Raw genomic sequence first — 26,249 nt, 5'->3', positions numbered from 1 at the left:
TATATAATTAAGATAATCAGTTTCATGAGGAATTTACTGTGTACAAGATCGCTTTTTATGTTCCTAAAAAGCATTTAGATTCAGTTAAAACTGCTTTATTTGCAAAGGGGGCAGGTCGGATAGGCGATTACGATTACTGTTCGTGGCAAACATCAGGAACAGGCCAGTATCGTCCTCTGAATGGCAGCAAGCCTTATATAGGCACACAGGGTCAGATTGAAACCGTTAAAGAGTATTTAGTGGAGATCATGTGTGAAAATGAGCATTTGCAAGCTGTATTGGAAGAACTAATACATGTTCATCCTTATGAAACACCAGCTTATGCAGCATGGAAAGTAGAATCTTTATTCGAAAAAGTCAAGAAAAGATAGGATCATAGTTATTACCCGTTCTTAAAGATCAAGAAAAACAACCGAAAATGTTATTGAGAAAGCGAATAAAAACTATTGTTTTCTACAATGTAAAACCTTTAAATCAAATTAAAAAACAATGTGTTTAGATTAGCGGTAATTGTACCGCACTTACATATATCAAAAGAGTTTTCTGTAAGGATGGTTTCAGTTTTTTTTATTGATGAGAAAAATCTTCGGTAGATCTCAAAACAATTGAAACCTCAACTAAGAAATTTATCCATGCTATAATGATCGTCAAGTATGAAAAATTTTCAAAATCTAAGAAATTTATTTTCTTTTCATTAGTAGTGGTTGAACAGCACTATTACTCGTCATTAACAAAATGAAAGTGATGCGATACGGTGCTTCTCATGAATTTAAATTATATAATAATGGAAGAAAACACCATAGGAAATCTGTTATCGAAATATTTCAAAAATCAGCTATTTTCAAGGCAACTCAAATTTCAAGGCAGATCAAATTAATTTTTAATAGGGAAAATCTTGCAAGAAATGCCTACCACAAATAATTTACCAAAAAAACTAATAAAACCTAGTTCTCAATTCCCTAGTTTATTATTTAGTACAGTTATACTTATTTTGGCTCTAGTAGGAGGTATAAGCTCTAGTATCGCTATCTGGTATTATCTTGATGCTCATCGATGTGAACGTACGTTAAATAAGCTAAGAGCCGATTTTCAACAATCACGAGCACAAATGCAAGCAACCATCAATGCCGACCAGGAAAGCCTTACCCAATTTTTTCAAAGATTTAGTCAGACTGATTCTGAAAAAAAAATAGCCAAAGCAGCTTATTTAATTCGATTAGCTAATATCTATTTAATGATTGGAAAAGACTCTATTAATGCCCGCCAATTATTGAAATTGGCACGACAACAATTAGAATCTTCTTCACAAAAGAATCTCCTTACATTAAAGGAGGCGATCAATCAAGACATAACTATTCTTTCTGTTACTCCAAGTGTTGAAGTGACAAAGTTGTCTGGTCGATTCGATCAACTAAAAACCGAAACAAATAATCTATCGACATTCCCTTCGAGGGAGTCCAAAATAACATCAGTAAGAATTGAATCTAAACAAGAAGGAAGAAATTGGTGTAAAAGACTTAAATATAATCTGGGTGGCTTAAAAAAACTCTTTATCGTCCGACACGTTGACTATCCTTCTACTTCACCGGTATTAGAATCTCAACGAACTTTATTTTTTGAAGAAAACATACAGTTAAATTTATCTCAAGCACAATGGGCGTTACTCAATCACAATGCTTTCCTCTATCAAAAAAGTTTAAAAACCGCTATTCAGCGATTATATGAATACAATTCTAATCAAATCGAAACAGCCAAGCTTATCAAGAAAATTCAGGCGCTAGTTAAGATTAATATTGAACCTACTTTCTCCGCTTTAAAGTCCTTGCGAGCGATAGCTAATATCTCAACTTTTTAATAAAAAATGAAATTTTTAATTTTATTATTTCTTCTTCTTTTATTATCGTTTTGGTTAGGATTAGCAATGACTCAAGATACAGGCCATGTATTAATCATTTACCATCATTGGAGTATTGAAACAACTCTTTGTGTAGCTATCATTTCTTTGATTGTTCTCTTTCTTTTGCTTTATTTGATTTTGCGTCTACTTATTTACGCTGCTCATCTTTTAAAGAATATGTAACGATATTCGAGAATGTAGATTTATCGAAGCAGTCCGTCATTTCACTACTACTAGTTCTGTATGCACTTTCCAAAGGATGTGCTAGCAATCTACCAAATAGACTTTTAATAAAATCAATAAGGATGACCCAAAGGTCTTCTTGTCTTCTTAATCAATTACATTTGACTGCCAATCAAGGTTTTCTTAGTCCAATAAGCCTATGAACGCAAAAAGTGGGAGAAATCTTTGCACTTGTCGCACTGGATTATAAAATCTCCCGATAAGACCTATAATAATGAAATATCCTTTGGTAATTCGCATATTATAGGTCTTATCGGGAGATTTTATAATCCAGCTCTTAATTAGGAAGATTCAAGTTATGAGCAATTCTTTATATGGTATTTCCTTAAATTTATTTTTATCATTCCCAAATACTAAAACAGACTTATGTATTTACCTTTTCAACCCCAAAAATCTGATATTCTAAATAAAAGAAAGTGCACATAAGCATGTATTACCTGCTGTGGAACAAGAAAAGACTTTAACCCTTCATTGAGTCAAAGAAATCATTATTTGTTTTTGTTAGTTTTAAGCGATTAATTAAAAATTCGCTTGCTACCACTTCATCCATAGGTTGTAAAATTTTACGAAGGATCCATACTTTTTGTAAAATATCCTGCTTCATCATTAGTTCTTCTCTCCGCGTACCGGAGCGATTAATATTAATAGATGGAAATATTCGTTTCTCAGCAATTCGACGATCCAAATGAATTTCCATATTACCCGTACCCTTAAATTCCTCATAAATTACATCATCCATTTTAGAACCAGTCTCTATTAAAGCAGTTGCAATAATTGTCAAGCTGCCACCTTCTTCGATATTACGCGCAGCTCCAAAAAAGCGTTTAGGTCTTTGAAGTGCATTCGCATCCACACCGCCGGTTAAAACTTTTCCTGAAGCTGGAATTACAGTATTATAAGCACGTGCCAAACGGGTTATAGAATCGAGCAAAATTACAACATCTTTCTTGTGCTCTACGAGTCGTTTCGCTTTTTCAATAACCATTTCTGCTACTTGTACGTGACGTGCAGCAGGTTCATCAAAGGTGCTAGCTACTACTTCTCCTTTTACGGAGCGATCCATTTCCGTTACTTCTTCCGGCCGTTCATCAATTAACAATACAATTAACACACATTCTGGATGATTACTAGTAATGGAATGGGCAATGTTTTGTAACATCATCGTTTTACCAACCTTGGGTGGTGAAACGATTAAACCCCTTTGACCTTTTCCAATAGGTGCTACTAAATCAATAATTCGAGCAGTAATATCTTCCGTACTGCCATTTCCCATTTCCATTTGAATTTGTTCATTTGGAAAAAGTGGTGTGAGGTTTTCAAAAAGAATTTTGCCTTTAGAAGCTTCGGGTTTTTCTAAATTAATTTCATTCACTTGTAATAAGGCAAAGTAGCGTTCACCTTCTTTAGGTGGGCGGATTTTCCCTGAAATAGTATCCCCGGTACGTAAATTAAATCTTCGAATTTGGCTAGGAGAAACATAAATATCATCAGGACCAGCCAAATAAGAACTATCAGCAGAGCGCAAAAATCCAAAACCATCCTGGAGAATTTCTAGAACACCATCACCAAAAATGTCCTCTCCTTTCTTAGCATGCGATTTTAAAACCGCAAAAATGATATCTTGCTTTCTAGAGCGTGATACATACTCTAAATTCATCTCTTGGGCAATTTCCATTAACTCTGGAACTGATTTTTGTTTAAGCTCAGTTAAGTTCATAACTTGTGATAAAACCTCTTCGTTATCTAGATAAATCGATTAAAGCTTGTCTGTTTATTTGACCAGTCCTTACAAACTACATCCTAAACTAGTACTTAAATAGCTGGAACACACCTGAAAGCAATAGGATCGTAACTGATAGGCCAACCATGATATAGGAAAGGATTTTAAGTAATAGCTTATTTTAATTATGAAGAATGCAAGCTCCCGTCTAAAAAAGCAGCTAGCTGTGATTTACTCAATGCCCCTACCTTCGTAGCAATGACATCCCCTTCACGAAAGATTAAAAGACTAGGTATTCCCCTTATGCCATATTTAGCTGGCGTTTCAGTATTATCATCTACATTCATCTTAAATACTTTAACACGATCAGAGTATTCTTTAGCTATTTCTTCTACAATCGGACTAATCATTTTGCAGGGCTGACACCATTCAGCCCAGAAATCGACAAGCACAGGCTTATCTTCTTTAAGAACATCTTTACTAAAATTCTTATCCGAAGTGGATTGTACATATTCGCTCATTAAGTTACCCTCCATTTCTAACATGCTAATCGAATCCGTATGCTTCAGCAACTATTTCCTAAAATAACGCTTTTTCTCTATTTCTATCATAGGATTGGCATAATTATTGAAATTAACTACAGAAATATCAACAAGAGAATAGGTAAAAGCAAATCTAGCACGGTTAGAATAAGTCGACATACGAACGCATAGAGGCTCTATAATCAAAAAATTATTTTAAAAAAGAAACTAAACAAAAAGTGGATAATGTATGATTATTTGGGCAATGATAGCGTTGGAACATAATTTCTAAATTTACTGTTCAAAGCCTAATTGCTATTATACATAAGTTTACTCGATGAGAGTATTACCTAAATATAAAACAATCTAAATACAAGAAAGATCTGAATAAGCTTGAAAACTATCATCAGTAATTGAAATATGCTAGGTTCTTAAATACAATCATATCTCCATTTTAAGGATATGAATATTTTTCTGAGCATTAAATTTTAATCTCAATTACCTTTATTTTAATCACTATAATTTTTTTAGCTTTACTAATTAAGGATAGTATTTTACAAAAGTCCAATCTTGTTAAACGATCTTTTCATGTAAGCAGTCATGATATTAATACAATAAGTATTTGAAAGGTAAATTATGGACTTTTCTACCTTGTTGACCAGTACAATGAGGATATTAAACCGCTTTCTCTAATGCAGCAGATAATTCCCTAGCACGTTGAAGAGCTGCCCTCAATGCATTGTCAAATAATTTCGGTAAATTACCTAACTCTAATATTTTCATTGCTTGTTCGGTTATGCCACCTGGCGAGGTTACAAATCGACGTAATTGGACCACATTTTGTTCCTTTTCCAGAAACATTCGCGCAGTACCTAACACCGTTTGAGCTATCAGCAGTTGCACCACTTCTTTCGATAGCTGCAAAGGCTTTGCCGCTTCTTGCAAAGCCTCCATCACAAAAGAAATATAAGCTGGTCCAGAACCCGAAAGAGCGGCCACTGCATCAATCTGATTTTCTAAAGATAACCAAACCACAAGCCCAACGACTCGAAGAATAGATTCCACTAAATTTCTTTGCTGCTTAGTTACTTGCTCACTAGCAAATAAAGCAGTTGCGCCTGCTCCCACCGAAACTGGAGCATTCGGCATTGCCCTTATGATAGCTAAATCGCTTTTTAGCCATTGTTGAAGTAACTTAATAGGAACACCAACAGCCACAGAGATAATAAGAGGACGAAAATCACAACTGATACCTGTTAATTCTTCGCATACTCCTTTAATCTGATTAGGTTTCACGGCTAAAACGATAATGTCAGCGTTAGTTATGCCCTCGCGATTATTCTGCGTCGTGCGAACTTTGCATTCTTCCTGAAAAAAAGTAAGATTATCTAAAGTTCGGTTTGTCACACAAATACGATCAGGATTATATCCATCAGCAAGTAGACCCATCACGATACTGCGTGCCATGTTACCACCACCAATGAACGTAAGATTAGCTTTATTCATGTGTCAATCTCTTACATAATTGCTTCATAAATAAACATAAGTGTTTTCATTTTGCGAACCAAAATTAGTATCAATGCGGTCCATGCTCATCGTTTCTTTAATTATAATTACTACCTAAAAATTGCGAGTTTCTCATCGATAAGATATCTAGTAAAAATATTGCTTTATTTATTGTTGTTGGGCATGTTTTATTTCTTAAGGTCTTTTTTTTGCATTAAACTCGTCTTTTAACAATCTGAAATAACCATTAAACTATGCAATCATAATCACTTGCACTTATTTATTTTAGTAGAAAATTTAAGTAAATCAACAGATTAGTTCCCGTTCTTACTTTTCTCCTTATCAGTATTGATTTGAATATAAATGCTTAGTGGAGAAACAATTCTAAGATTCAATACCGGTTCAACTGCTCTACTATTTTAATTGAAAACACTACCTTACGTACCTAATCGAAATGAGTTACAAAAATATGAGTTTTTAAATTAAACCGACTCAATACCATATTATTCCAAATGGTAATTCTGTAAAAGCAGTTATTTTATATTAAAAGCTTTGCACGTCTTACTAAAAAGCTAAAAAGTCTTTACTTTACTAATTAAAACCAATTTAAAATCACTATTTTAAATTTATCAATATATTAACAATTTTCTAATAGCTAATAAAATAATGGAATTGGGTTTTCGCCTATATTTTTTCTGTTCTACCATTTTCCTGCCAAATATACTTTAATATTTATAGCTTATAGGCATTTTCTATGGTAGATTTGATTAGGAGATTATTTAACTAACGGGTCTACTACTTTTTGAATAGCATCTATTACTTAAAAAATTTAATAAAATTTTTTCGAAATTTTTCTAATTGATACGAATACGTTAACATCTTATGCTCTAAAATCCTCCTGCGTCTGTCAAGGATTTTAAGGTTTTATACTCTGTATACCTAACAGCTGATTTAAGAGAATTGCCAAATTAAATCTTTTCACCCATATTTGAGACATACCTACTAAAAATACGATGTTGTGAGAAGAGAAATTAATTAATTATGACAGTATCATCACCAATTACTTTCATTCTACTCTGGGTCTGTTTTAAAATCAGATATATTTAAAATAATCCATTCAGGTGCCTTTTAATATACCACCATTAAGCTAAATAAAAGATCATATGAAAATAAATTACACTAAGGCTAATGAAGTATCTTCAATAATCACTTATACCGAAAGAAAATAACTCTTTATTCGTATTCACTTGAAAATAAGAAATACATCTGGAATATTTAGAAAGATAGGAGTTTGCTCGGACCAAAAATCGATTAAATAGGATTATTCGATAGATTAATTAAGTATTTCTCTATTGGATTTGATCAATAGTTTTGGTATCTTCGATAATAAATCAATCTTTAAAAGGAAAGCATTCTGTCCGCTACCTGTTTTTTAACAGTCAAAGCTTATCGAACTCAATTTCTTACTCTCCGTTTTTAACAGCAGCTAGTAGTAAGTTTATTAATAGAAAACCGTGCAAATAGTTCACGGCGATTTGATCCATATATTTTTCATAGCCATGCTAGAATAGAATAATTATGGTGAATATTTAGTATATTGAATAAGGGAGTTGCGGCTCAGGAAATATCCCCGCATACTTTTATTGATATGTTAAAAACAAATTTTTTATCAAATTATCTTTTAGTAGCTATGCCACAATTAAATGATTTTAATTTTACCCAATCCGTTGTTTATATTTCCGAACATGATAGTAAAGGAGCGTTAGGAATAATTATTAACAAGCCTCTGCGAGTAACTTTAGGTAATGTATTAGAACACTTAAATATTAAATTTAACGTTCTCGATGTTGGGAAACATCCTATCTTGATGGGAGGGCCAATCAGTCAGGAAAATGGTTTTATTATTTATGAAAAACAATCCGAAAATGAAAGAGCTCAACTTTCTGTATCTTCTTCTAAAGAAACACTAGAATCTATTGCCAATAACAAAGGTCCTAATAATTTTTTAGTTGCTTTAGGTTACTCTGGATGGGAGGCAGGGCAATTAGAAAAAGAAATTTCAAGGAACGATTGGTTAATCGTTCCTTATGATCGTGTCATCTTGTTTGAAACACCTTTAAAACAGAGATGGCAAAAAGCAGCATTGCTGATTGGAATTGATATTAATCAACTTTCTGACCAAGTAGGTCATGCTTAAAAATAGTTTTACCTACAACAATCGTCTATCGGTAGAAGCGAATCTCGTTCAATCCTCTCATCTTATAGCGTTAGGATTTGATTTCGGTTTAAAGCGTATTGGTGTAGCCATAGGACAAACATTAACGCAATCGGCAAATCCCGTTACTATTTTAAAAGCCGAAAATGGCATTCCTGATTGGGAAAAAATAAAAGAACTTATCAAGATATGGAAAGTTAATATTCTCGTCATCGGAGTTCCTTACAACATGAACAGTTCAAAGCAACAACCTATTACTTATGCTGCGCTTAAATTTTCAAACAAATTAAAATTAAAATCGGGCTTACCGTACTACACAGTGGATGAACGTCTTACAACTGTTGAAGCCAAAAGATTATGGTGGTTTGATCAGAAATTTCAAAAAAATGTTAAGCTTCCTCAACAATTTGATTCTTATGCTGCTAAGATCATCTTAGAGCAGTGGTTTCAAGAAAATGCAGATCGAATCCGATAATGTTTAAAAAAAATTTTCCTTATCATCTAATAAGTATGCAATCCCTCACTCAAAATCAAATTAATTTAATTTTGCAACGAGCGAATTATTTTCTTATCAGAATCAAGAAAAATCAAATTTTTGATACACTTAAAGGACAAGTGATTGCTAATTTATTTTTTGAAACTAGTACCCGTACGCGTAATTCTTTTGAAATTGCAGGAAAACGATTAGGGGCTATTGTCTTAAGTCCTGATCTTAAAGTCTCTGCTATAAATAAAGGCGAATCGATCTTAGATACAGCTCAGAATTTACAGGCTATGGGAGTGCGCTTTTTTATTATTCGTCATACTAAAAATAATCAACCAAGAATGTTAGCAGAACAATTAAAATATAGTGCGGTCGTTAACGCTGGAGATGGAAATCATCAACATCCTACGCAAGGGCTCATTGATTTAATGACCATCCAGCAATATAAATCAGATTGGGCGAAATTATGTGTTGTCATTATTGGTGATGTTTATCATTCTCGAGTAGCAAACTCCTTGATAGATGGATTGTTAATAATGGGGGTTCCTGATATTCGACTCACTGGTCCTTCGGAGTTATTGCCAAAAACACTCAAGAGTCCTCGAATTAAAAAATTTCAGAAATTGGAAGCGAGCTTAATTAATAGTGATGTTGTCGTTACCCTTCGTCTGCAAAAAGAACGACACAGCAATCTCATAGAATTAAATACTTTCCGTCAGTTATATGGTTTGACAGCCAAAAAATTAGCACTAGCAAAACCTAATACAATTGTTATGCATCCGGGTCCTGTAAATCGAGAAATTGAAATGACTTCCGAAGTTGCCGACAGTGAGCAATCAGTCATTCTACAACAAGTACAAAACGGAGTGGCTATTCGCATGGCAATTTTGGAACTACTATTTCTTGCCATCAAAGATAAAATCTAACATACTAAAAATAATTTGCCATCTACTGGCTAATAACTTTCTCTACCTAAAATTTTTTCTGTGAACTTCAACAATTTCCTAAAAATCCTTGAGGCAGTCTCATCGTCCCTACAGATTTTTAAACTTCACAGAGGCCGAAAACCTTTGATACATTTCGATTAGTCATCTGTTTTTATTTTATTCTTACTTAAATAAATTCATAGATTGATTTAGAACCAAGTTTCTAGTCATAAATACTTGTGTAAGAGCATTTTCTGTACTTGTAATCTGAGAATCAACATCTTTAATTTCTCAAGCATTTCCAGAATCCCTAATTTATCCAGGAAAGAAATTAGTGCTTCCAAAATACTAATTCCTCAATAACTTAGTTTCTAATATTAGAAAAGTTTACGCCTTAGTTTTTATAATTTTTGACTTTTTTAAGAAGCATCAATGAGCTTAGTGGTGCTTATATCCGCGATCCTAACTATCCTAAAAATCGGACTTAAATATGGGTAAATCAAGTCATATTTTAGTATATCAAGAAAAACCCTTGAGGTTTCCTGTTTTGCAGAACATTAATTTCATTATTTGTTCTATTTTTCCTAATTGTATGTTCAAATGCCGATTTGAATATTTAATAATAAATGTGATTTTTCAAAGAAAAAATTAATTTGGTTTTTTAGATAGATATCATCACATCACATTCCGATCAATTAAGGAGAGTTGATATATAAACAAGTACCGTTGCCAATTGATGTGTAGTACCAAAAATATCAATTATCTTTTATTAAAAGGGTCTTGTTCGTATCAAATACCTGCATCAAATCTTATCATTTAATTGCTGGTTCTTTAAAAATTAATCACCGCCAATTTTGTTAAGGTTTAATAAATTTTACTGTAATGAACCGATAGAATTTAGGCATATTGCCATATTTTTTTTAATCAAAGAAGTGTTTTTTTCTATCCAAATAACTAATGCACGTATACCCTTATATATAACATGAAGATTTTTAATTATACTTATTGTGCTTCGACCAGAATATACCGATCCTTTTTGCTATCCATCTTTTAAACGATAGGAATTTTATCCATAGATTTTTCTCTATTGTCATGATTTTCTTTTAGGATAATAAAGTTTCCAAAAATAAAAGTTTTGAAGCATTTTAATCAGTTTGCTTTTTTAATATTTATCTTTTTTGAAATAGTTAATAGAAGGCAAATCAAATCAGCTTACTCGAACTGCCCACACCCTACTTCTCTAAAGCAGCCAAAATTTTGGAAGATATACATGCTGTTAGCAATATCATTTTGATGAGAGTACTCAATCTCTATTCTGACTCGATTTAGCTGAAGCTTGACAGTTGCCATCAAATCGTCAGAATTGGAAACGCAAGTAGCCGTTTTAATGAAAAAACAGAAAAATTGAAAATGCTTCTCCCACAAGAAGCGGAGTTCTTTCATAGCAAAGCAATATCCAGTCCAATATTCGGAGAGCTGCGAGATGTTTTGAAAAGAGTTTGGCTGTCAACCTCATGCTCATGATGCAAATCATACGATTGAATTTAACAGAGATACACTTACAGAGATACACTTAAAAAAAAGAAAAAGATTTGATTACACTTCAAGCTCGTATGATTACCATTGGAAACATCAGAGGATTATGGCTGAGTACTACGAAATCAAATTGACTAATTTATTAGTCAAACGGCGGACTCTATTGCTCGACCACGTTAAATGGCAATGGCTCTTTCTTAAAGAACTTTATAAATCATAGCATTCCAGAAATTGGTAATACATTTTGTAATAAAGATTATAAACAGTATTGCATTCTTTTCGTAAAATGAAAGAATTGCTTGTCACATCGCTCAATATTTTAGAAGATTGTAAAAATCTGATGCGAATTTTAGGTGTTAATTTGGATATATATTTAAGGCACACTCTTATGAAACTGAAATTAATGCGTGAAACGCTTTTGAAACCTTTACAGCAAGTCATCGGAGTCGTGGAACGTAAACAAACGTTACCCATTCTTTCCAATGTGTTGTTATCCACAGAAAACAATCAGTTCTCCATTACAGGTACGGACTTAGAGATTGAACTAGTAGGGCAAACGAAATTTGACAGTGAAAGTGTAGAGGTCTCTCGCTTAACGCTACCAGGCCGAAAATTGATGGATATATGTCGTGCTTTGCCCGAGAAAGCATCTATTGAATTACATCGGGATAAAGAAAAAATTGTATTGTGTTCTGGCCAAAGTCGCTTTACGTTATCCACCTTACCTGTTAATGATTTTCCAACTATAGAAAAGATGGTATATCACCTTAAATTGACACTCCCCCAATATAAACTTCATCGCTTATTACAACGAACCTATTTTTCCATGGCCCAGCAAGATGTCCGTTACTATTTAAATGGTTTACTTCTTGAGGCGTATCCTACTAAATTAAGAGCCGTGACTACTGATGGTCATCGTCTTTCCATCAATACCTTAGAAATCGAGACTGCTGTCGAACATAAGCTACAAGTTATTATTCCTCGAAAAGGGGTTATTGAATTATTGCGACTTCTTACAGAAAACGAAGATTTTATTACATTGATGATTGGAAATAATCATGTGTGTATTTCTGCTACGGACTTCACTTTTACTTCTAAACTAATCGAAGGCCGTTTCCCAGATTATGAACGAGTCATTCCAAAAAATCATGATAAACAAATTACTATTAATCGAGATCTACTGAAGAAAGCTCTTAGTCGGACAGCCATTCTATGTAATGAAAAATTTAAGGGTATCCATTTCGAGCTGAGCTGCGGTTTATTACGTATTTTATCCAATAATCCTGAGCAAGAATCAGCTGAGGAGAAGATTGAAATTGATTATACGAAAGAAAAATTAGATATTGGATTTAATGTTGATTATTTGCTCGACATTCTAAATGTCGTTGAGTATGGAAACGTTATACTACACTTTTCTGATTCAAACGGTAGCGTATTAGTTACTGAAGCGAAAAATCAAGTAGACAGTGCCTTCGTTGTCATGCCTATACGGCTGTAATTGGATGCCAAACATTGCATTTTTAAAAATCAATCAGTTTAGAAACTTAAAAGAAGTAGTCGTCTCACCTGCTTCCAAGTTTAATTTTTTCTTTGGTTCGAATGGATCTGGAAAAACCAGCTTATTGGAATCAATTTATTTTTTAGGAATGGGGCGATCTTTCCGTACGCATCTTTGCCAACAACTTATCCAGCATACAGCTAATCATTTCTCCGTATTTGCTACCATTAAGGAAAAGGAACAGTTTGTTCCCATCGGAGTTGAACGATATCAATCAGGGGATCACCGTTTAAAACTTGACGGCGAAGTATTATCTAATTGGACTTCATTGGCAAAGCAGTTGCCTCTTTGTTTATTAAGCGCCATGAATCACCGATTTTTGCTGGACGGTCCAAAAATTCGTCGCCAATTTTTAGATTGGTTATTATTCCACGCGGAACCTGCTTTTTTTCCTACCTGGCAACGTATTCAACGCTTATTAAAGCAACGTAATGCGGCCCTTAAATTACAACTCCCACTTGATGAAATAACTCACTGGGACCAAATGTTATCTGAAGCCGCTGAGCATATTCATGCATTGCGCCAAAATATTATTTCTGAGTTCAATATTATTTTTAGTCAAGTGCTGCAACATTTTTTACCTAATCAAATGATTTTAACTCATTATTATCGAGGTTGGCTTGAAAAAAAATCCCTGTTAGAACAGCTTCAATCTAATCTCAAACAAGATTTACAATATGGTTACACCCGAATTGGACCACAACGTGCTGATTTTCGTCTTTTGGTTCATAAACTTCCAGCTCAAGATATTCTATCTCAAGGACAACAAAAGCTCGTTACTTACGCACTTTATCTTGCGCAAGGACTTTTTCTTAAAGATAAAACTCAAACCTCACCTATTTACTTAATCGATGATCTGACAGCTGAATTGGACACCGAAAAACGCTATCGAGTCATTAGTCTATTAACTCAATTGCAATCTCAAGTTTTCATTACAGGCACAAGTTCTCAAGAAATCAAGATTCCAACGAACAGTGCAATGTTTCATGTGAAACATTGCACTGTTCACCCTAGTCTTTTTTAACAAAAGCCAGGAGTTTTTAATTAATGCTAGAGTTTAAGATTTTTCTAACTCAAATTGCGAAATGCTATTTCTTTATCAACAAATTCATATTTAACTCTACTTTGTTCAACAATAAACATAACAGCTAATTCTTTTTGTGGTACAATTAAACCTCTTAATTTTGAATAGCAGGAAGAAATTTAATCCCAACCTGGTATGGAGTGCGAATAGACGTGGTTGCCCAACGAAAATACGATTCTTCAACAATTAAAATTCTTAAAGGTTTGGATGCAGTCCGAAAGCGTCCGGGTATGTATATCGGCGATACAGATGATGGCTCTGGGCTTCATCGTATGGTATTTGAAGTTGTCGATAACTCTATCGATGAAGTACTTGCTGGTTTTTGTAATCATATTGATGTAATTATTCACATCGATGGGTTTGTTACTGTCTGTGATAATGGGAGAGGAATTCCCACAGAAATTCTTCCGGAAGAAGGTCGTTCAGCTGCAGAAGTTATTATGACAGTGCTCCACGCAGGTGGAAAATTTGATAAAAATGCCTACAAAATATCCGGCGGACTTCATGGTGTAGGCGTTTCAGTGGTTAATGCTCTCTCAGAAGAGCTTTGTATAACCATTTATCAAAACGATAATGTTTACTATCAACTCTATAAAACAGGAGTTCCTCAAGCTCCATTAACAATAGCAGCAGTAAAAAAGAAAAGTGATAAGACCGGGACGAAAATCCGATTTAAACCTAGTGCTGCTATTTTTAGCAATACCGAATTTCGTTATGACATTCTAGCAAAACGACTCAGAGAACTTTCTTTTTTAAATTCAGGTATACGTATTGAGCTCCTCGATGAACGAACCGGAAGAGGAGATATTTTTGAATATAAAGGGGGTATCAAAACTTTCGTTAAGCATCTCAATAAGAAAAAAAACCCCATTCACTCAGATATTTTCCATTTTGCTATCGAAGAGAAAGATATCGTCGTGGAAGTAGCAATGCAATGGCATGATGGATTTCAAGAAACTATCCTTTGTTTCACTAATAACATCCCTCAAAACGATGGCGGAACTCATTTAGCTGGATTTCGAGCTGCCTTAACACGAACGATTAATAATTATATTGAAAATGAAGGAATTTTTAAAAAAAGTAAGGTTACCATAAATGGTGATGACACTCGTGAAGGCTTAACAGCCATTCTTTCTGTCAAAGTACCTGATCCAAAATTTTCATCTCAAATAAAAGATAAATTAGTTTCCTCTGAAGTTAAGTCTGTAGTTGAGAGCGTGATGGCCGAAAAATTTCGTGACTATCTGTTAGAAAATCCAAAACAAGCACGTACCATTGTCCTTAAAATCGTCAATGCAGCTCGAGTAAGAGAAGCAGCGCGTAAAACACGTGATATGACACGATTAAAAAGTGCACTTGATCTGAGCGGGCTACCTGAAAAATTAGCCGATTGCCAAGAAAAAGATCCAACTCTGTGTGAATTATTTTTGGTTGAGGGAGACTCGGCCGGTGGTTCAGCTAAACAAGCTCGTGATCGCCGCTATCAAGCTATTTTACCCTTAAAGGGTAAAATTCTTAATGTAGAAAAATCTCGATTTGATAAAATGCTATCTTCTACTGAAGTCGGCACCTTGATCACCACATTCGGTTGCGGGATTGGCCGGGAAAAATATAATCCTGATAAATTACGTTATCATCATATTATTATGATGACCGATGCGGATATTGATGGTTCACACATTCGCACTCTTTTGCTTACCTTTTTCTATCGACAGATGCCAGAACTGATTAAACGAGGTCATATTTATATTGCTCAACCTCCCTTATATAAAGTAAAAAAAAATAAGCAAGAACAATATATTAAAGATGATCAAACACTCGATTCTTTATTGCTTCAGTTGGCTTTAGAAGGTGCCGAACTTCATGTGAATCCTCATGCCCCTGCTATTAGGGGCTCTGCGTTAGAAAGATTAGCCTCCCACTATTTAGCCACTACAAGAAGTATCAAGCGTTTAAGAAAACGTTATCCTGCTGTTGTCTTAGAACATTTACTGGAAATTACTCCGTTAACGATAGAGCACTTTAGTGATGAATCAAAAATAAGTGCTTGGATAAAAGAATTAGAAAACAAACTTGTATCGCAAAGAGTGGAAACAGGTGCTCGCTACTATCTTTCCTTAAAAAAGGATGAAGAACGGGAACTGTATTTTCCTTTCATCTCAATTACTAGCTACGGAATCACTCGAAAATACCTTTTTAATCAAGATTTTTTTTGTTGCACTGATTATCATCATCTTATTAATTTTTATAATGAAATATCTAGATTAATTGAGGTCGGAGCTTATGTAAAACGCAATGACAAAAAAATAGGAGTTCGCTCTTTTAAAGAAGTATTAAACTGGCTTATTGAAGAAGGGAAAAAGGGATTAACCATTCAACGTTATAAGGGTTTAGGTGAAATGAATCCTGAACAGTTATGGGAAACCACAATGGATCCTAAAACTCGTCGTCTTTTATCTGTTAATATCAAAGACGTAGTAATGGCAGATAAGATTTTCACCATCTTGATGGGCGATCAAGTCGAACCCCGACGAGTTTTCATTGAACAAAATGCATTAGCTGTTGAGCATTTAGACATTTAAACCAGAGGAAGTGTATTTAAGTGTTCTATTTTAGGTTCTGAATGTTAGTAATGTTTGTCACTCTGCGGATCTGCAGGAATTCATATCTTTTTGATTGATCAATATTTCTGTTTATTTGCATTCGCACAATATATCCATACGGAAACCCATTTTCATCTACGTAAGAATTAAACAAAAGTCGGTATTTGACAAAGAGATATTTTTAGATAAAATCGCCAAAGCTCTATCGTGGTGGAAATTATATTATTTTCGAAGAAAAAGAATTCAAATTCTAATGAGATAATATGATTTTATCATTGGGGATTAGAATCCTGATAACAAACAACATTATTTTTAGAGTTACCTTTAAAATATTTGTAAAAAAGAAAATCTTTCTTATTATTTAGAAAGTAGGAACTAGGCGCTACTCAAATTAACAGATAATAAAAATTACCTTCTATTTTAGGAAAATATCTGATTTCGAAAAAACCAGTTACTCATTAGATTAAACCCAGACTTTGGTTTCTGAAATTAAATTTGTTAAATAGATAGAATAAACTATTTAAGGTCAAAGATCTCCAAAGGATTATACAAAAATAAAAAAGCCAAATTGCTAAGATAAAAATGATAGATATAGTAAAATGTGTATACCATTAAATGCGGAATTATCGATTGCCAGTTGTCTGAATTTTATTTAAAAATTATAGACTCGTTTCTTACCTCATACTGTTCATTGTTCTGTGATATTCTGTAAGCCAATCTGATAGCACGATGAGGAATGTTTTTAAAAACATTCCTCATTAAAACGCAAAATATTTCATTTTACGTTATGTAACTTCGTAGAAAATGATTAAAAAAAATTAGTCTAATTTAAACTACAGAGCTTTTATATAAAAAACTTATAAAACAAAAAAAACAAAAAGTCCTACTGAAATTCTAGGAAACACACCGACAAGTTTTAGAACAGATAATAACCATATCCAATTTAATTATTTTTTAAATCACTTGTTATTCACTTTATTTCCTGGAACGAAAAAATAATCCATAAAACAATTTAGTTGTTCTCTTTTCCCGATAACTTTTCCAATTCTTTGGAAGAATTAATGACATATTTTTTTCAGCTTCAATATAAATATAGGCTTCAGAAGCAAGAATATTGGCCTCCTCTAACCATAATATGGCTTTATTAACAAGTCCTTGATAAAATGGTGGGTCAAGGAAAACAATGTTAAAAGTAGCATTTTTTAATTGTTGAGTATCGGATTGGAATTCTCCACAGACAAACTTAGTGTTCATGACATTTAAAATTTTAGCGTTCTTCTTCAGATTTTCAATAACAAATTTTGAGATGTCAATAAAAGTAACGTGAGCACATCCTCGAGATAAAGCTTCAAATCCTAATGCTCCACTACCTGCAAATAAATCTAAACAATAAGCATTTTTGATATAAGGAGACAACCAATTATATAGAGTTTCCCGAATACGATCTGCAGTAGGCCGCAATTCCGGCGAGGAAGAAAAAGTAATTTTCCTTCCTCGCCATTTTCCACCAATAATTCGCGATTTTCCAGATAAATACTCGATCATAATAAAATCTATTGTCCGAATTTTTTGTTATGCACAATAAATTCTTTTCTAATAACAAGATAAGACAAATTATTTCATGTGCTTTTCATACCTAATACAATAAACCATTTTTAAGATGAATAAATTATTCAAATTCAGTCTTTTAGTTTAGTACTAATTGAGTAAATTATAGATAAATTAATAAGCCAATCACATCATCTTATTATTCTATGTCCTACAATAAGGTTTAGTATTATGATATAATTCTCACTATACTAACTTTCGATAAGAGTCCCCACCTAAAAAATGTTTCGTTTTTTGAAATCAAAGCTTCATGCAGAAGAAACTCGCGATGAGCCACTCCATCTACCTTTAAAGAAGAAATGGATCGACCAGCTTGGTGAGCGTTTAAAACGTACTCGTCATCGACTTACCGATGGGTTTAGAAGCCTAATGCTTAAAAAAAAAACAATCGACGCAAATTTACTGGAAGAATTAGAGACGATTCTGCTTTCGGCGGATGTAGGTGTAGAAGCTAGCAAAACTATTCTTAACAATCTTTCTCAACAATTTGATCAGAAGTCCCTAGTCAACTCAACAGCACTAATCAACGCTTTCAAAAAGGAATTGTTTTCCATTCTTGAACCTTGTCAAAGACCCCTGGAGGTCAATCAATCGCCTTTTGTCATTTTAACTGTAGGAGTTAACGGTGTGGGAAAAACTACTACTATCGCTAAGCTTGCCTATTTTTACCAGCTTCAAGGAAAGCGAATTATGCTAGCAGCTGGTGATACTTTCAGAGCAGCCGCTATTGATCAACTTCAAATATGGGGAGAACATAATAATGTGCCGGTAATCACCCAGCGTACCTCCAGTGCAGATAGCGCCTCCGTTATCTACAATGCTTTGGAAGAAACGATCGCGAAAAATTATGATATTTTAATCGCAGATACCGCTGGCCGCCTGCATACTCAATTCCATCTTATGGACGAGCTAAAAAAAATTAAGCGTGTTATGCAAAAGATCACCTCTGAAGCACCTCATGAAACTTTGCTTGTGATTGATGCAGGAACTGGACAAAATGGATTTCATCAAGCAAATCAATTTAATAAATACATTGAACTAACAGGCATCGCTCTCACTAAATTAGATGGGACCGCAAAGGGAGGAATAATTTTCTCTATCGCTCAGAAAATGCGATTACCTATTCGCTTTATTGGTATTGGAGAGAAAATCAATGACTTAAGACCATTTAACGCTAAAGAATTTACCAACGCATTATTTTAATTCAGTAAGTTGTTTTTTCAATGCGTTCGTCAACGTCACTGAGAAACCCATTCAAATGAACATCAGACGGTTACATGGTATCTCTATTGAATCATCATTCTAATCCGGCTAATTCAGTAACTTTATATTAAATTATATGAATAATAGCAACTTGTCTTGTTTTATCTAAATAAAGAAAAGACAAGCACTACCTACACTGTATATTTGGGAATAATTTTACTTTTTTTGATAATATTACCATTTGATAGTAGTATTTCATTCAATGGTGCTTATTCCGTTAATTATTTCAAGCTGTCGGCGTCGGTGTCAGGAAATTGATTATCAGATTTGCATCTTGAGATAAAGTTTAGTATTGCAGTATGCAATCCTTATATACTTATCAAGCAGTAGCATAATGTTAACAAACCAACAATGTAATGCTTCAAATGTTACTACTTATTGTTACCCATAATTTAGCTCCCATTATCCTCCTAATACATTGAATCATTATCTTAAAGAAAAGATATTTATTGGGAGAGGATCCAGATGAGTAAAATGAACTCTTCTCGCGATCAAAAAAAGTATTGCAATCCTCTCTTTTGCGGATAGGGTATATCCCACCACCCCATGTGTTTATACATAAGGTACTTAAAGCTAATTCAAGTGTCTTCTCTTTAGTCAGTTTAATGACGGCTTGTTATATAAGTAGTACTATCCAACATTCCTACTGCTCCCTTACCCTGAAGCTTTTTATTTTTAAAAAACTTCTAGCCTAAGCAAACCTTGAATGCAGTAAGAATTATTTTAATGTATTTAAAATTAAATACATTAAAATAAAAATAATCTTTCTTATGTTTAATATATTTTCCACGAAGCTTGATTAAAGTTAAAAAATCTATAATTCTCAAAAATATAATTGATATCCTAAAATCCAATCTACTGCCTATTTAAACTTAACCTGAGTAAATTGCTTACACCATTTCATGATGCTTGAACAACAAAGTACTAATACTCTGACTGTCTTTTTTATACTAGAGTAATTTTAATTACTGGTAGGTTATCCCATTGAATTTAAAGTCACCACTAAAAAATCTTTTTTAAATCCAAATTACCGGATTATCTAGTTAACACTCTTACTCACGTTTCAAGGTTCTTTTTTGACTGATTCAGTGGCTGCCCAAAAAAAGGGGGTACCCTCACTGTTGGAGACACTATCAGAGCCATGGACAAAAACTTATAATTTTAACTCCATGTTTTCATATTCTTTAAATTCCTTTTATAAAGTTAGCACTCCGCCCCCTCCCCTTTCCCTGCCAATATTCTTTCTCTGTCACCGCTACACTTTTTAATAATTATCTGAATAAGATTCTACAGGTAATCCTGTACTACACTTAGATTTATTGTCTTCTACAATAAATTTCACAGCTTACGCTTTAGTAATACTATTTAGAGCAAAAAACTGACTAAAGAGATGATAATGTCTTAATTTATTCTGACTTTTGTAATACAACTTCATGTTTACTACAATACCCACTAATTTTATTAGTGATAGTGAGACAGTCCATATAATTTAACTTATTTCAGTGTATTATTACAAAAAGTATCTGAAAGTATCATGTATAACATCACTTCCAACTCATTCTCGGGCTTGAGGCAATTCATCATCTTATGCCAATGGGTATTATCGTTTAACTAAATTTCTCTTTTGAATTTGAAAATAGGTTATATACCGATCTCATCAAATTTCTCCAATTAACACTATTTGAAATTTAGGCTAGCAAGATAAATAGTTAATTGGAGAAATTTGTAGTGTGCTAGAAAAATCTTATAGCTAGTTTAGGACTTTAAATTAGGAAATCCATATAGCACTCCTTCAAGAACAATGTTAGAATGAATATTTTAAGTACCAACTCATTCAGATATTAAATAAAATAGTCTATGAGTCAATTTATAACACAAGTAGAAGAGCAGTCGCTGGCGATTGGAAGCTTGAATAGCTATATTAGCTGGGTCAATCGTATTCCCATGCTGAGTACTGAAGAAGAATACGAATCATCTACCCAACTGCGACAAAATAATGATCTGGAAGCAGCTAGAAAACTTGTTCTTTCCCATCTGCGATTTGTTGTTCGAATTGCACGAGGGTACGCAGGTTATGGCCTATCTCAAGCAGACTTAATTCAAGAGGGGAATATTGGCTTGATGAAAGCAGTTAAGCGATTTGACCCTAAAATAGGCGTTCGTTTAGTTTCTTTTGCTATTCATTGGATCCGCTCTGAAATTCATGAATTTATTCTTAAAAATTGGCGTATTGTTAAAATTGCTACCACTAAAGCACAGCGAAAACTCTTTTTTAATTTGCGAAAACATACAAAAAAACAGGGCTGGTTTAATGACCAGGAAGTAACCTTTTTAGCTGAAGAGCTCAATGTAAATGCCAAAGATGTACGGCAAATGGAAGAAAGGCTAAACAACCAAGATGAAGCTTTCGATGGTATTGATGACGAGAACTATGGTAGCAATGTAAGCTGGTGTGCTCCAGCTCATTATTTGGAAGATAAACGTTATAATCCTGCCACACAATTAGAGCGAAGTGATTGGTCAGAAGACCAAGAGCAACAACTTCATAAAGCACTGCAAATCTTGGATGAGCGTAGTCAAGATATTCTTCACCAACGTTGGTTAAGTGAAGAGAGATTAACTCTAAATGAATTAGCAGAAAAATACAGCGTCTCAGCAGAGCGTATTCGCCAACTTGAAAAAAATGCTATGCAGAAGATTCGTGAGGCAATGACTGCTTAATCTTTTAATTTTAAGCGACTACCTCAAATTCACCTCCCATTTCTCCTCACTGTGCTGTTATTTCAGCTCAAATAAAACCTACAATTCTTATAACTCGAATAAAAACAAAAAATAGAAAAAATTTCGCGAGTATTTAATCAATTACTTTAAAGTATTAAGAGATTACCTTGGACTTAGAACAACAACAAAGCTCGGAAGTGATTAAGAAGAATGCTCAAAACTCTTTCATGATCTAAATTCACCTAAAGAAGACAAGTCTGAATGATAACGCTACGTTAGTAAAATTTTTTGATTACTAATTACAATTACTATCAAGGAATAAGCTCAGTGATTCAAAATTCAATTTTATTCTTGGAACGACTTCGTAAAAAAACATACAAAACGCAATTGACCAAGTTGTAAAGTCAATATGAATAATAAATAAAAAGTAAGTTGTAGTAACCTCTGCTTAATTGGCCTTTAGAGCTTTGACTAGCTTTCCATTTCAGATCATGATAAAAGCTTTCAAATGAGATCATCGCAATGGATCAATTTTCAAAAAACTGTACTCATCTTGCACCAATATTGGGATCAGCAAGGCTGTGTTTTACTTCAGCCTCTCGATATTGAAATAGGAGCGGGCACCTTTCACCCTGCTACTTTTTTACGAGCCATCGGTCCTGAACCTTGGCGAGCTGCTTATGTGCAACCTTCTCGGAGACCGACTGATGGTCGATACGGAAATAATCCTCAGCGCACCCAACATTATTATCAATATCAGATTATCTTAAAACCATCCCCAGATAATATCCAAGAACTTTACCTCAATTCGTTAAAAGCTTTAGGCATCGATCCTTTAATCCATGATATTCGCTTTGTAGAAGATAATTGGGAAGCACCAACGTTAGGTTGCTGTGGAGTTGGGTGGGAAGTGTGGCAAGATGGAATGGAAATTACTCAATTCACTTACTTTCAAAAAGTGGGTGGCTTTCCATGTAACCCCGTCACAGGAGAAATTACTTATGGATTAGAACGATTAGCCATGTTTCTTCAAGGGGTAGACAACATGTTTGATTTGATTTGGACAGATGGACCTAATGGGTCCATCACTTATGGTCAAATCTTTCATCAAAATGAACTTGAAATGTCAGCTTATAATTTTAAACACGCTAATGTGAGTTCACTTGTTAAGAATTTTGATTTTTACGAAAAAGAAGTTGAGCGATTAATTAAAGTTAAAATTCCTATAGCGGCTTATGAAATGGTACTAAAAGCTTCCCATACATTTAATCTTTTAGATGCTCGGCAAGCTATTTCAGTTGCTGAACGTCAACGTTATATTTTGCGTATTCGAAAATTAGCGCATACGGTAGCAAAAGCGTATTATTCAGCAAGGGAAAAACTTGGTTTTCCGATGTTAAAGACAGAGACAGTATAATGGTTACCCAAGATTTTTTATTGGAAATTGGTTGCGAAGAACTACCTCCACGTATCTTGGATAAATTATCACAAATCTTATCTCAAAATATTAAAAGAGAGCTTAAAAAAGCTGAACTCTCATTTGAGTCCATGCACCGTTACGCAACTCCTCGTCGGTTAGCGGTATTAATAAAAAATTTAATATCGGAACAGCCATCTCGTATTTTAAGACGTCAAGGCCCAAGCGTGCAAGTAGCCTTTGCCAAAAACGGCACTCCCACAATAGCCTGTTTAGGATTTGCTCGTTCTTGTGGTGTTTTAATAGATCAGCTTAAAATAAAAGAAACAGAAAAAGGGACATTTATTTATTGTCAGATTGAACAACCGGGCCAACCCACCCGTAAATTACTACCACAAGTTATTCAATCTGTCATCAAAAATCTTCCTATTCCTAATGCTATGCGTTGGGGAAATCATTCTGAATCTTTTGTACGCCCTGTTCATTGGATGACGATGTTATTTGATAAAGAAACTATACCGGCAACTATTCTAGGCCATACCGCAAATCGTAAAACGTTTGGACATCGTTTCCATCACCCAAAAGCTATTACCATTATTCAACCTGCTGACTATCAGAAATTACTGCTAAACCATGGAATGGTTATTGTTGATTTTAATAAGCGATGCGAAAAAATTCGCAAACTAATAAAAAAAACAGCATCCTCAAAAGGAGAAGCGATAATTGATGAAGAGCTATTAAAAGAAGTAACTGGAATGGTCGAATGGCCTGTAGCATTATTGGGTCATTTTAAGCTGGAATTTCTAAAGCTTCCCTATGAATTATTAGTCACCACGATGCAAGTTCACCAACGTTGTTTTCCTATAAAAAATAAGCAAGGTGATTTGTTGCCTCATTTTATTCTTATCAGCAATATTGTAAGTAAGAATCCTAAACGTATTATTGAGGGAAATGAGAAAGTGATAAATGCGAGGTTAACAGACGCTTCCTTTTTTTATCGTAATGATCTTAAAGTATCGCTCGAAGATCGACTACCTAAACTAGCAGGAATTATTTTCCAAAAAAAATTAGGGACTTTATTGGATAAAGCCACACGTATATCTAAAATTTCTGCTTTTATTTCTAAGAAAATGCAAGGTGATGAAAATTTAACGGAAAGAGCCGCGCTATTAGCCAAATGTGATTTAGTCAGCAAAATAGTCTGTGAATTTCCCAATTTACAAGGGACAATGGGTTATTACTATGCTTTGCATGATAAAGAATCTAAAACTATCGCCAAAGCTATTCAAGATCATTATCTACCGCGATTTTCTAGAGATGGCCTTCCGAGAAATTTAGAAGGTACTTGTATTGCTATTGCAGATCGTTTAGACACACTTATTGGCATTATCGGCATTAATAAATTTCCTACGGCCGATAAAGATCCCTTTGCTTTGCGTCGCGCAGCTCTTGGAATTTTACGTCTTTTAATTGAAAAAGAACTTCCACTCGATTTGATGATGTTATTAAAAAAAACAGAAAAAAATTATGTTAATCAATTACCTAACAAGAACGTAGTTGATCAATCCTTTAATTTTATTATCGAACGACTTCGTGCTTGGTATCTTGAAAAAAATGTATCTTCAGCAGTTTTTATGGCAGTTCTTGCTACTCATCCTACAGAACCATTAGATTTTGATCGACGCATCAAAGCTGTGCAACATTTCCAAACTCTACCTGAAGCTAACGCTCTAACAGCTGCTAATAAACGAGTAAGCAATATTTTAAAAAAACAATCGATTAAAATAAAAGTTAATCAGATCGATCCTTCTCTATTCGATTCCGATGCAGAGCATAAGCTGGCTGAAGAACTGAAAACCCATGTTAAGTCAGTCAACAGTCTGTGTGAGGAAGCAGATTATCTGAAAGCGCTAAGTGAGTTAGTATCATTAAAAGATCCTATTGATACGTTCTTCGATAAAGTCATGGTAATGGTGGACGACAAAAAAAGACGTGATAATCGATTAATACTATTAATTTCTCTGCAAAAGTTGCTTACAAAAATTGCTGACATTTCGTTATTATCATGAATATCACCACGCATGAAATAAAAACAATGCTTTAAATGAAGCGATTTAAAAAATGACCGCTAACTTCTTCTATAAAATCTCAAAAACACCTGAGTAAGTTTTTAATTAATAAATTGTGTTTTATTTTATCAACAGAGCAGTGGGTTTGCATCGCAGAAAAAATACCTAAAGATAAATACACGCGCATTTTAAGTGGTTTATTCAATAAATAACTTTCTCTGATTTTAAGAGTCTGTTTAAAATTTCATAATCATCTCTCCTTAAATCTTTTGGGTTAATTTAACAAAATTAGTTGAGATAATGATCCGAACTTGCTACAAGACATTCCCACAAAAAAATCGAATCTTCCCTACTGCCATTTATCTTAAAAAAAGCATTACCAGGTTTACCAGTTACCAAGATTTAATTTAAAGGTTGTTGTGTTCAGTTCAAAGATTATAGCCAAACAACTTGGTCATTTATCTTTTTGAAATTAGATAAAATGCAACTATTTTGACATACGCGCGGCTGCTGCTGCTCGCCTAGGAGTAAACGACCTATATTATCGAACTTAACTTTGAAATTGTGAAAAGACAATTAATTATAATAAATAAAAGCGGTGTATCAATTGACGAAGATCAAAAAAATGTTACAGCCTATATCGATTAATATAACTTATCTAAATCAATAGAATAACAAATAGTCTTGATCAAATTTTTCTCAATACTTTCTACCCTACCTTTGGAGTTATCAAGCGTCACCGAATATTAAATACTCTGTTATTCCTCAAATATAATTCAGTTTCTTTTTTCGCTATTAATTCTTTAGCTTTTTCAATGAGCAAGTCGATGCTGACTGAGTTCAACAATAAAGTGAGAAAAATCCTTTTACAAGTCATG

General features: G+C 33.8%; 17 protein-coding genes. 13 read left to right on the top strand and 4 right to left on the bottom strand.

Going from position 1 to position 26,249, the window contains the following annotated elements:
- Nucleotides 1–38: 38 nt before the first annotated feature.
- The 3 genes from cutA (at nucleotide 39) to ONG85_RS01290 (ending at nucleotide 2,080) form a co-directional block, all read left to right on the top strand.
- On the top strand, nucleotides 39–371 hold the full coding sequence (gene cutA, locus ONG85_RS01300; protein WP_264435785.1) for a divalent cation tolerance protein CutA: 333 nt from the start codon (nucleotides 39–41) through the stop codon (nucleotides 369–371).
- 533 nt (nucleotides 372–904) lie between these two features.
- A complete protein-coding gene (locus tag ONG85_RS01295; protein ID WP_264435784.1) occupies nucleotides 905–1,855 on the top strand; it encodes a uroporphyrinogen-III C-methyltransferase in 951 nt (316 codons plus the stop codon).
- Nucleotides 1,856–1,921: 66 nt separating this feature from the next.
- Nucleotides 1,922–2,080 carry a heme biosynthesis HemY N-terminal domain-containing protein gene (locus ONG85_RS01290; protein ID WP_264435783.1) on the top strand — a complete coding sequence of 53 codons (159 nt, stop codon included), beginning with the start codon at nucleotides 1,922–1,924 and terminating at the stop codon, nucleotides 2,078–2,080.
- A 520-nt stretch (nucleotides 2,081–2,600) separates the two neighbouring features.
- On the opposite strand, the gene rho is transcribed toward ONG85_RS01290, so the two are convergent.
- From rho to proC, 3 genes are all read right to left on the bottom strand, one after another.
- A complete protein-coding gene (gene rho / locus ONG85_RS01285; protein WP_264435782.1) occupies nucleotides 2,601–3,857 on the bottom strand; it encodes a transcription termination factor Rho in 1,257 nt (418 codons plus the stop codon).
- A gap of 188 nt (nucleotides 3,858–4,045) precedes the next feature.
- Complete coding sequence (gene trxA, locus ONG85_RS01280; RefSeq protein WP_264435781.1) at nucleotides 4,046–4,381, bottom strand: thioredoxin TrxA; 336 nt, start codon at nucleotides 4,379–4,381, stop codon at nucleotides 4,046–4,048.
- 675 nt (nucleotides 4,382–5,056) lie between these two features.
- Nucleotides 5,057–5,887, bottom strand: a complete 831-nt coding sequence (gene proC / locus ONG85_RS01275) for a pyrroline-5-carboxylate reductase (RefSeq protein WP_264435780.1) — start codon at nucleotides 5,885–5,887, stop codon at nucleotides 5,057–5,059.
- Between the two features lie 1,597 nt (nucleotides 5,888–7,484).
- Between proC and ONG85_RS01270 the strand changes: the two genes are divergently transcribed.
- The 6 genes from ONG85_RS01270 (at nucleotide 7,485) to gyrB (ending at nucleotide 16,272) form a co-directional block, all read left to right on the top strand.
- A complete protein-coding gene (locus ONG85_RS01270; RefSeq protein WP_264435779.1) occupies nucleotides 7,485–8,084 on the top strand; it encodes a YqgE/AlgH family protein in 600 nt (199 codons plus the stop codon).
- Nucleotides 8,077–8,577 (top strand): Holliday junction resolvase RuvX, encoded by a 501-nt coding sequence (gene ruvX / locus ONG85_RS01265; protein ID WP_264435778.1) that lies wholly within the window; start codon nucleotides 8,077–8,079, stop codon nucleotides 8,575–8,577. Before ONG85_RS01270 ends, ruvX begins: the two co-directional genes overlap by 8 nt.
- On the top strand, nucleotides 8,577–9,512 hold the full coding sequence (locus ONG85_RS01260; RefSeq protein ID WP_264435777.1) for an aspartate carbamoyltransferase catalytic subunit: 936 nt from the start codon (nucleotides 8,577–8,579) through the stop codon (nucleotides 9,510–9,512). Before ruvX ends, ONG85_RS01260 begins: the two co-directional genes overlap by 1 nt.
- Before the next feature lie 1,822 nt (nucleotides 9,513–11,334).
- On the top strand, nucleotides 11,335–12,546 hold the full coding sequence (gene dnaN / locus ONG85_RS01255; protein ID WP_264435776.1) for a DNA polymerase III subunit beta: 1,212 nt from the start codon (nucleotides 11,335–11,337) through the stop codon (nucleotides 12,544–12,546).
- A 4-nt stretch (nucleotides 12,547–12,550) separates the two neighbouring features.
- On the top strand, nucleotides 12,551–13,630 hold the full coding sequence (gene recF, locus ONG85_RS01250; protein WP_264435775.1) for a DNA replication/repair protein RecF: 1,080 nt from the start codon (nucleotides 12,551–12,553) through the stop codon (nucleotides 13,628–13,630).
- Between the two features lie 212 nt (nucleotides 13,631–13,842).
- Nucleotides 13,843–16,272, top strand: coding sequence for a DNA topoisomerase (ATP-hydrolyzing) subunit B (gene gyrB / locus ONG85_RS01245; protein WP_406566715.1), 2,430 nt, complete (start codon nucleotides 13,843–13,845; stop codon nucleotides 16,270–16,272).
- A 996-nt stretch (nucleotides 16,273–17,268) separates the two neighbouring features.
- Here the strand turns inward: gyrB and rsmD are convergent.
- Entirely contained in the window at nucleotides 17,269–17,838 is a 570-nt protein-coding gene (gene rsmD / locus ONG85_RS01240; RefSeq protein WP_264435774.1) for a 16S rRNA (guanine(966)-N(2))-methyltransferase RsmD, read from the bottom strand.
- 285 nt (nucleotides 17,839–18,123) lie between these two features.
- Here rsmD and ftsY point away from each other — a divergent pair, with 285 nt between their 5' ends.
- The 4 genes from ftsY to glyS all read left to right on the top strand — a co-directional run bounded on the left by ftsY (nucleotide 18,124) and on the right by glyS (nucleotide 25,371).
- Nucleotides 18,124–19,104, top strand: a complete 981-nt coding sequence (gene ftsY / locus ONG85_RS01235) for a signal recognition particle-docking protein FtsY (protein ID WP_406566714.1) — start codon at nucleotides 18,124–18,126, stop codon at nucleotides 19,102–19,104.
- 1,917 nt (nucleotides 19,105–21,021) lie between these two features.
- Nucleotides 21,022–21,885 (top strand): RNA polymerase sigma factor RpoH, encoded by an 864-nt coding sequence (gene rpoH / locus ONG85_RS01230; protein ID WP_264435772.1) that lies wholly within the window; start codon nucleotides 21,022–21,024, stop codon nucleotides 21,883–21,885.
- Nucleotides 21,886–22,393: 508 nt separating this feature from the next.
- Nucleotides 22,394–23,302, top strand: coding sequence for a glycine--tRNA ligase subunit alpha (gene glyQ, locus ONG85_RS01225; RefSeq protein ID WP_264435771.1), 909 nt, complete (start codon nucleotides 22,394–22,396; stop codon nucleotides 23,300–23,302).
- Nucleotides 23,302–25,371: a glycine--tRNA ligase subunit beta gene (glyS, locus tag ONG85_RS01220; protein WP_264435770.1), complete on the top strand. Its 2,070-nt coding sequence runs from the start codon at nucleotides 23,302–23,304 to the stop codon at nucleotides 25,369–25,371. The genes glyQ and glyS overlap by 1 nt, the downstream gene beginning before the upstream one ends.
- Nucleotides 25,372–26,249: the final 878 nt, after the last annotated feature.

The sequence above is a fragment of the Coxiella endosymbiont of Dermacentor marginatus genome, assembly GCF_907164955.1.
In the GTDB taxonomy this organism is placed as follows: domain Bacteria; phylum Pseudomonadota; class Gammaproteobacteria; order Coxiellales; family Coxiellaceae; genus Coxiella.
Note: the sequence above shows the minus strand (reverse complement) of the source record. Positions and strands in the feature narration are given on the sequence as shown.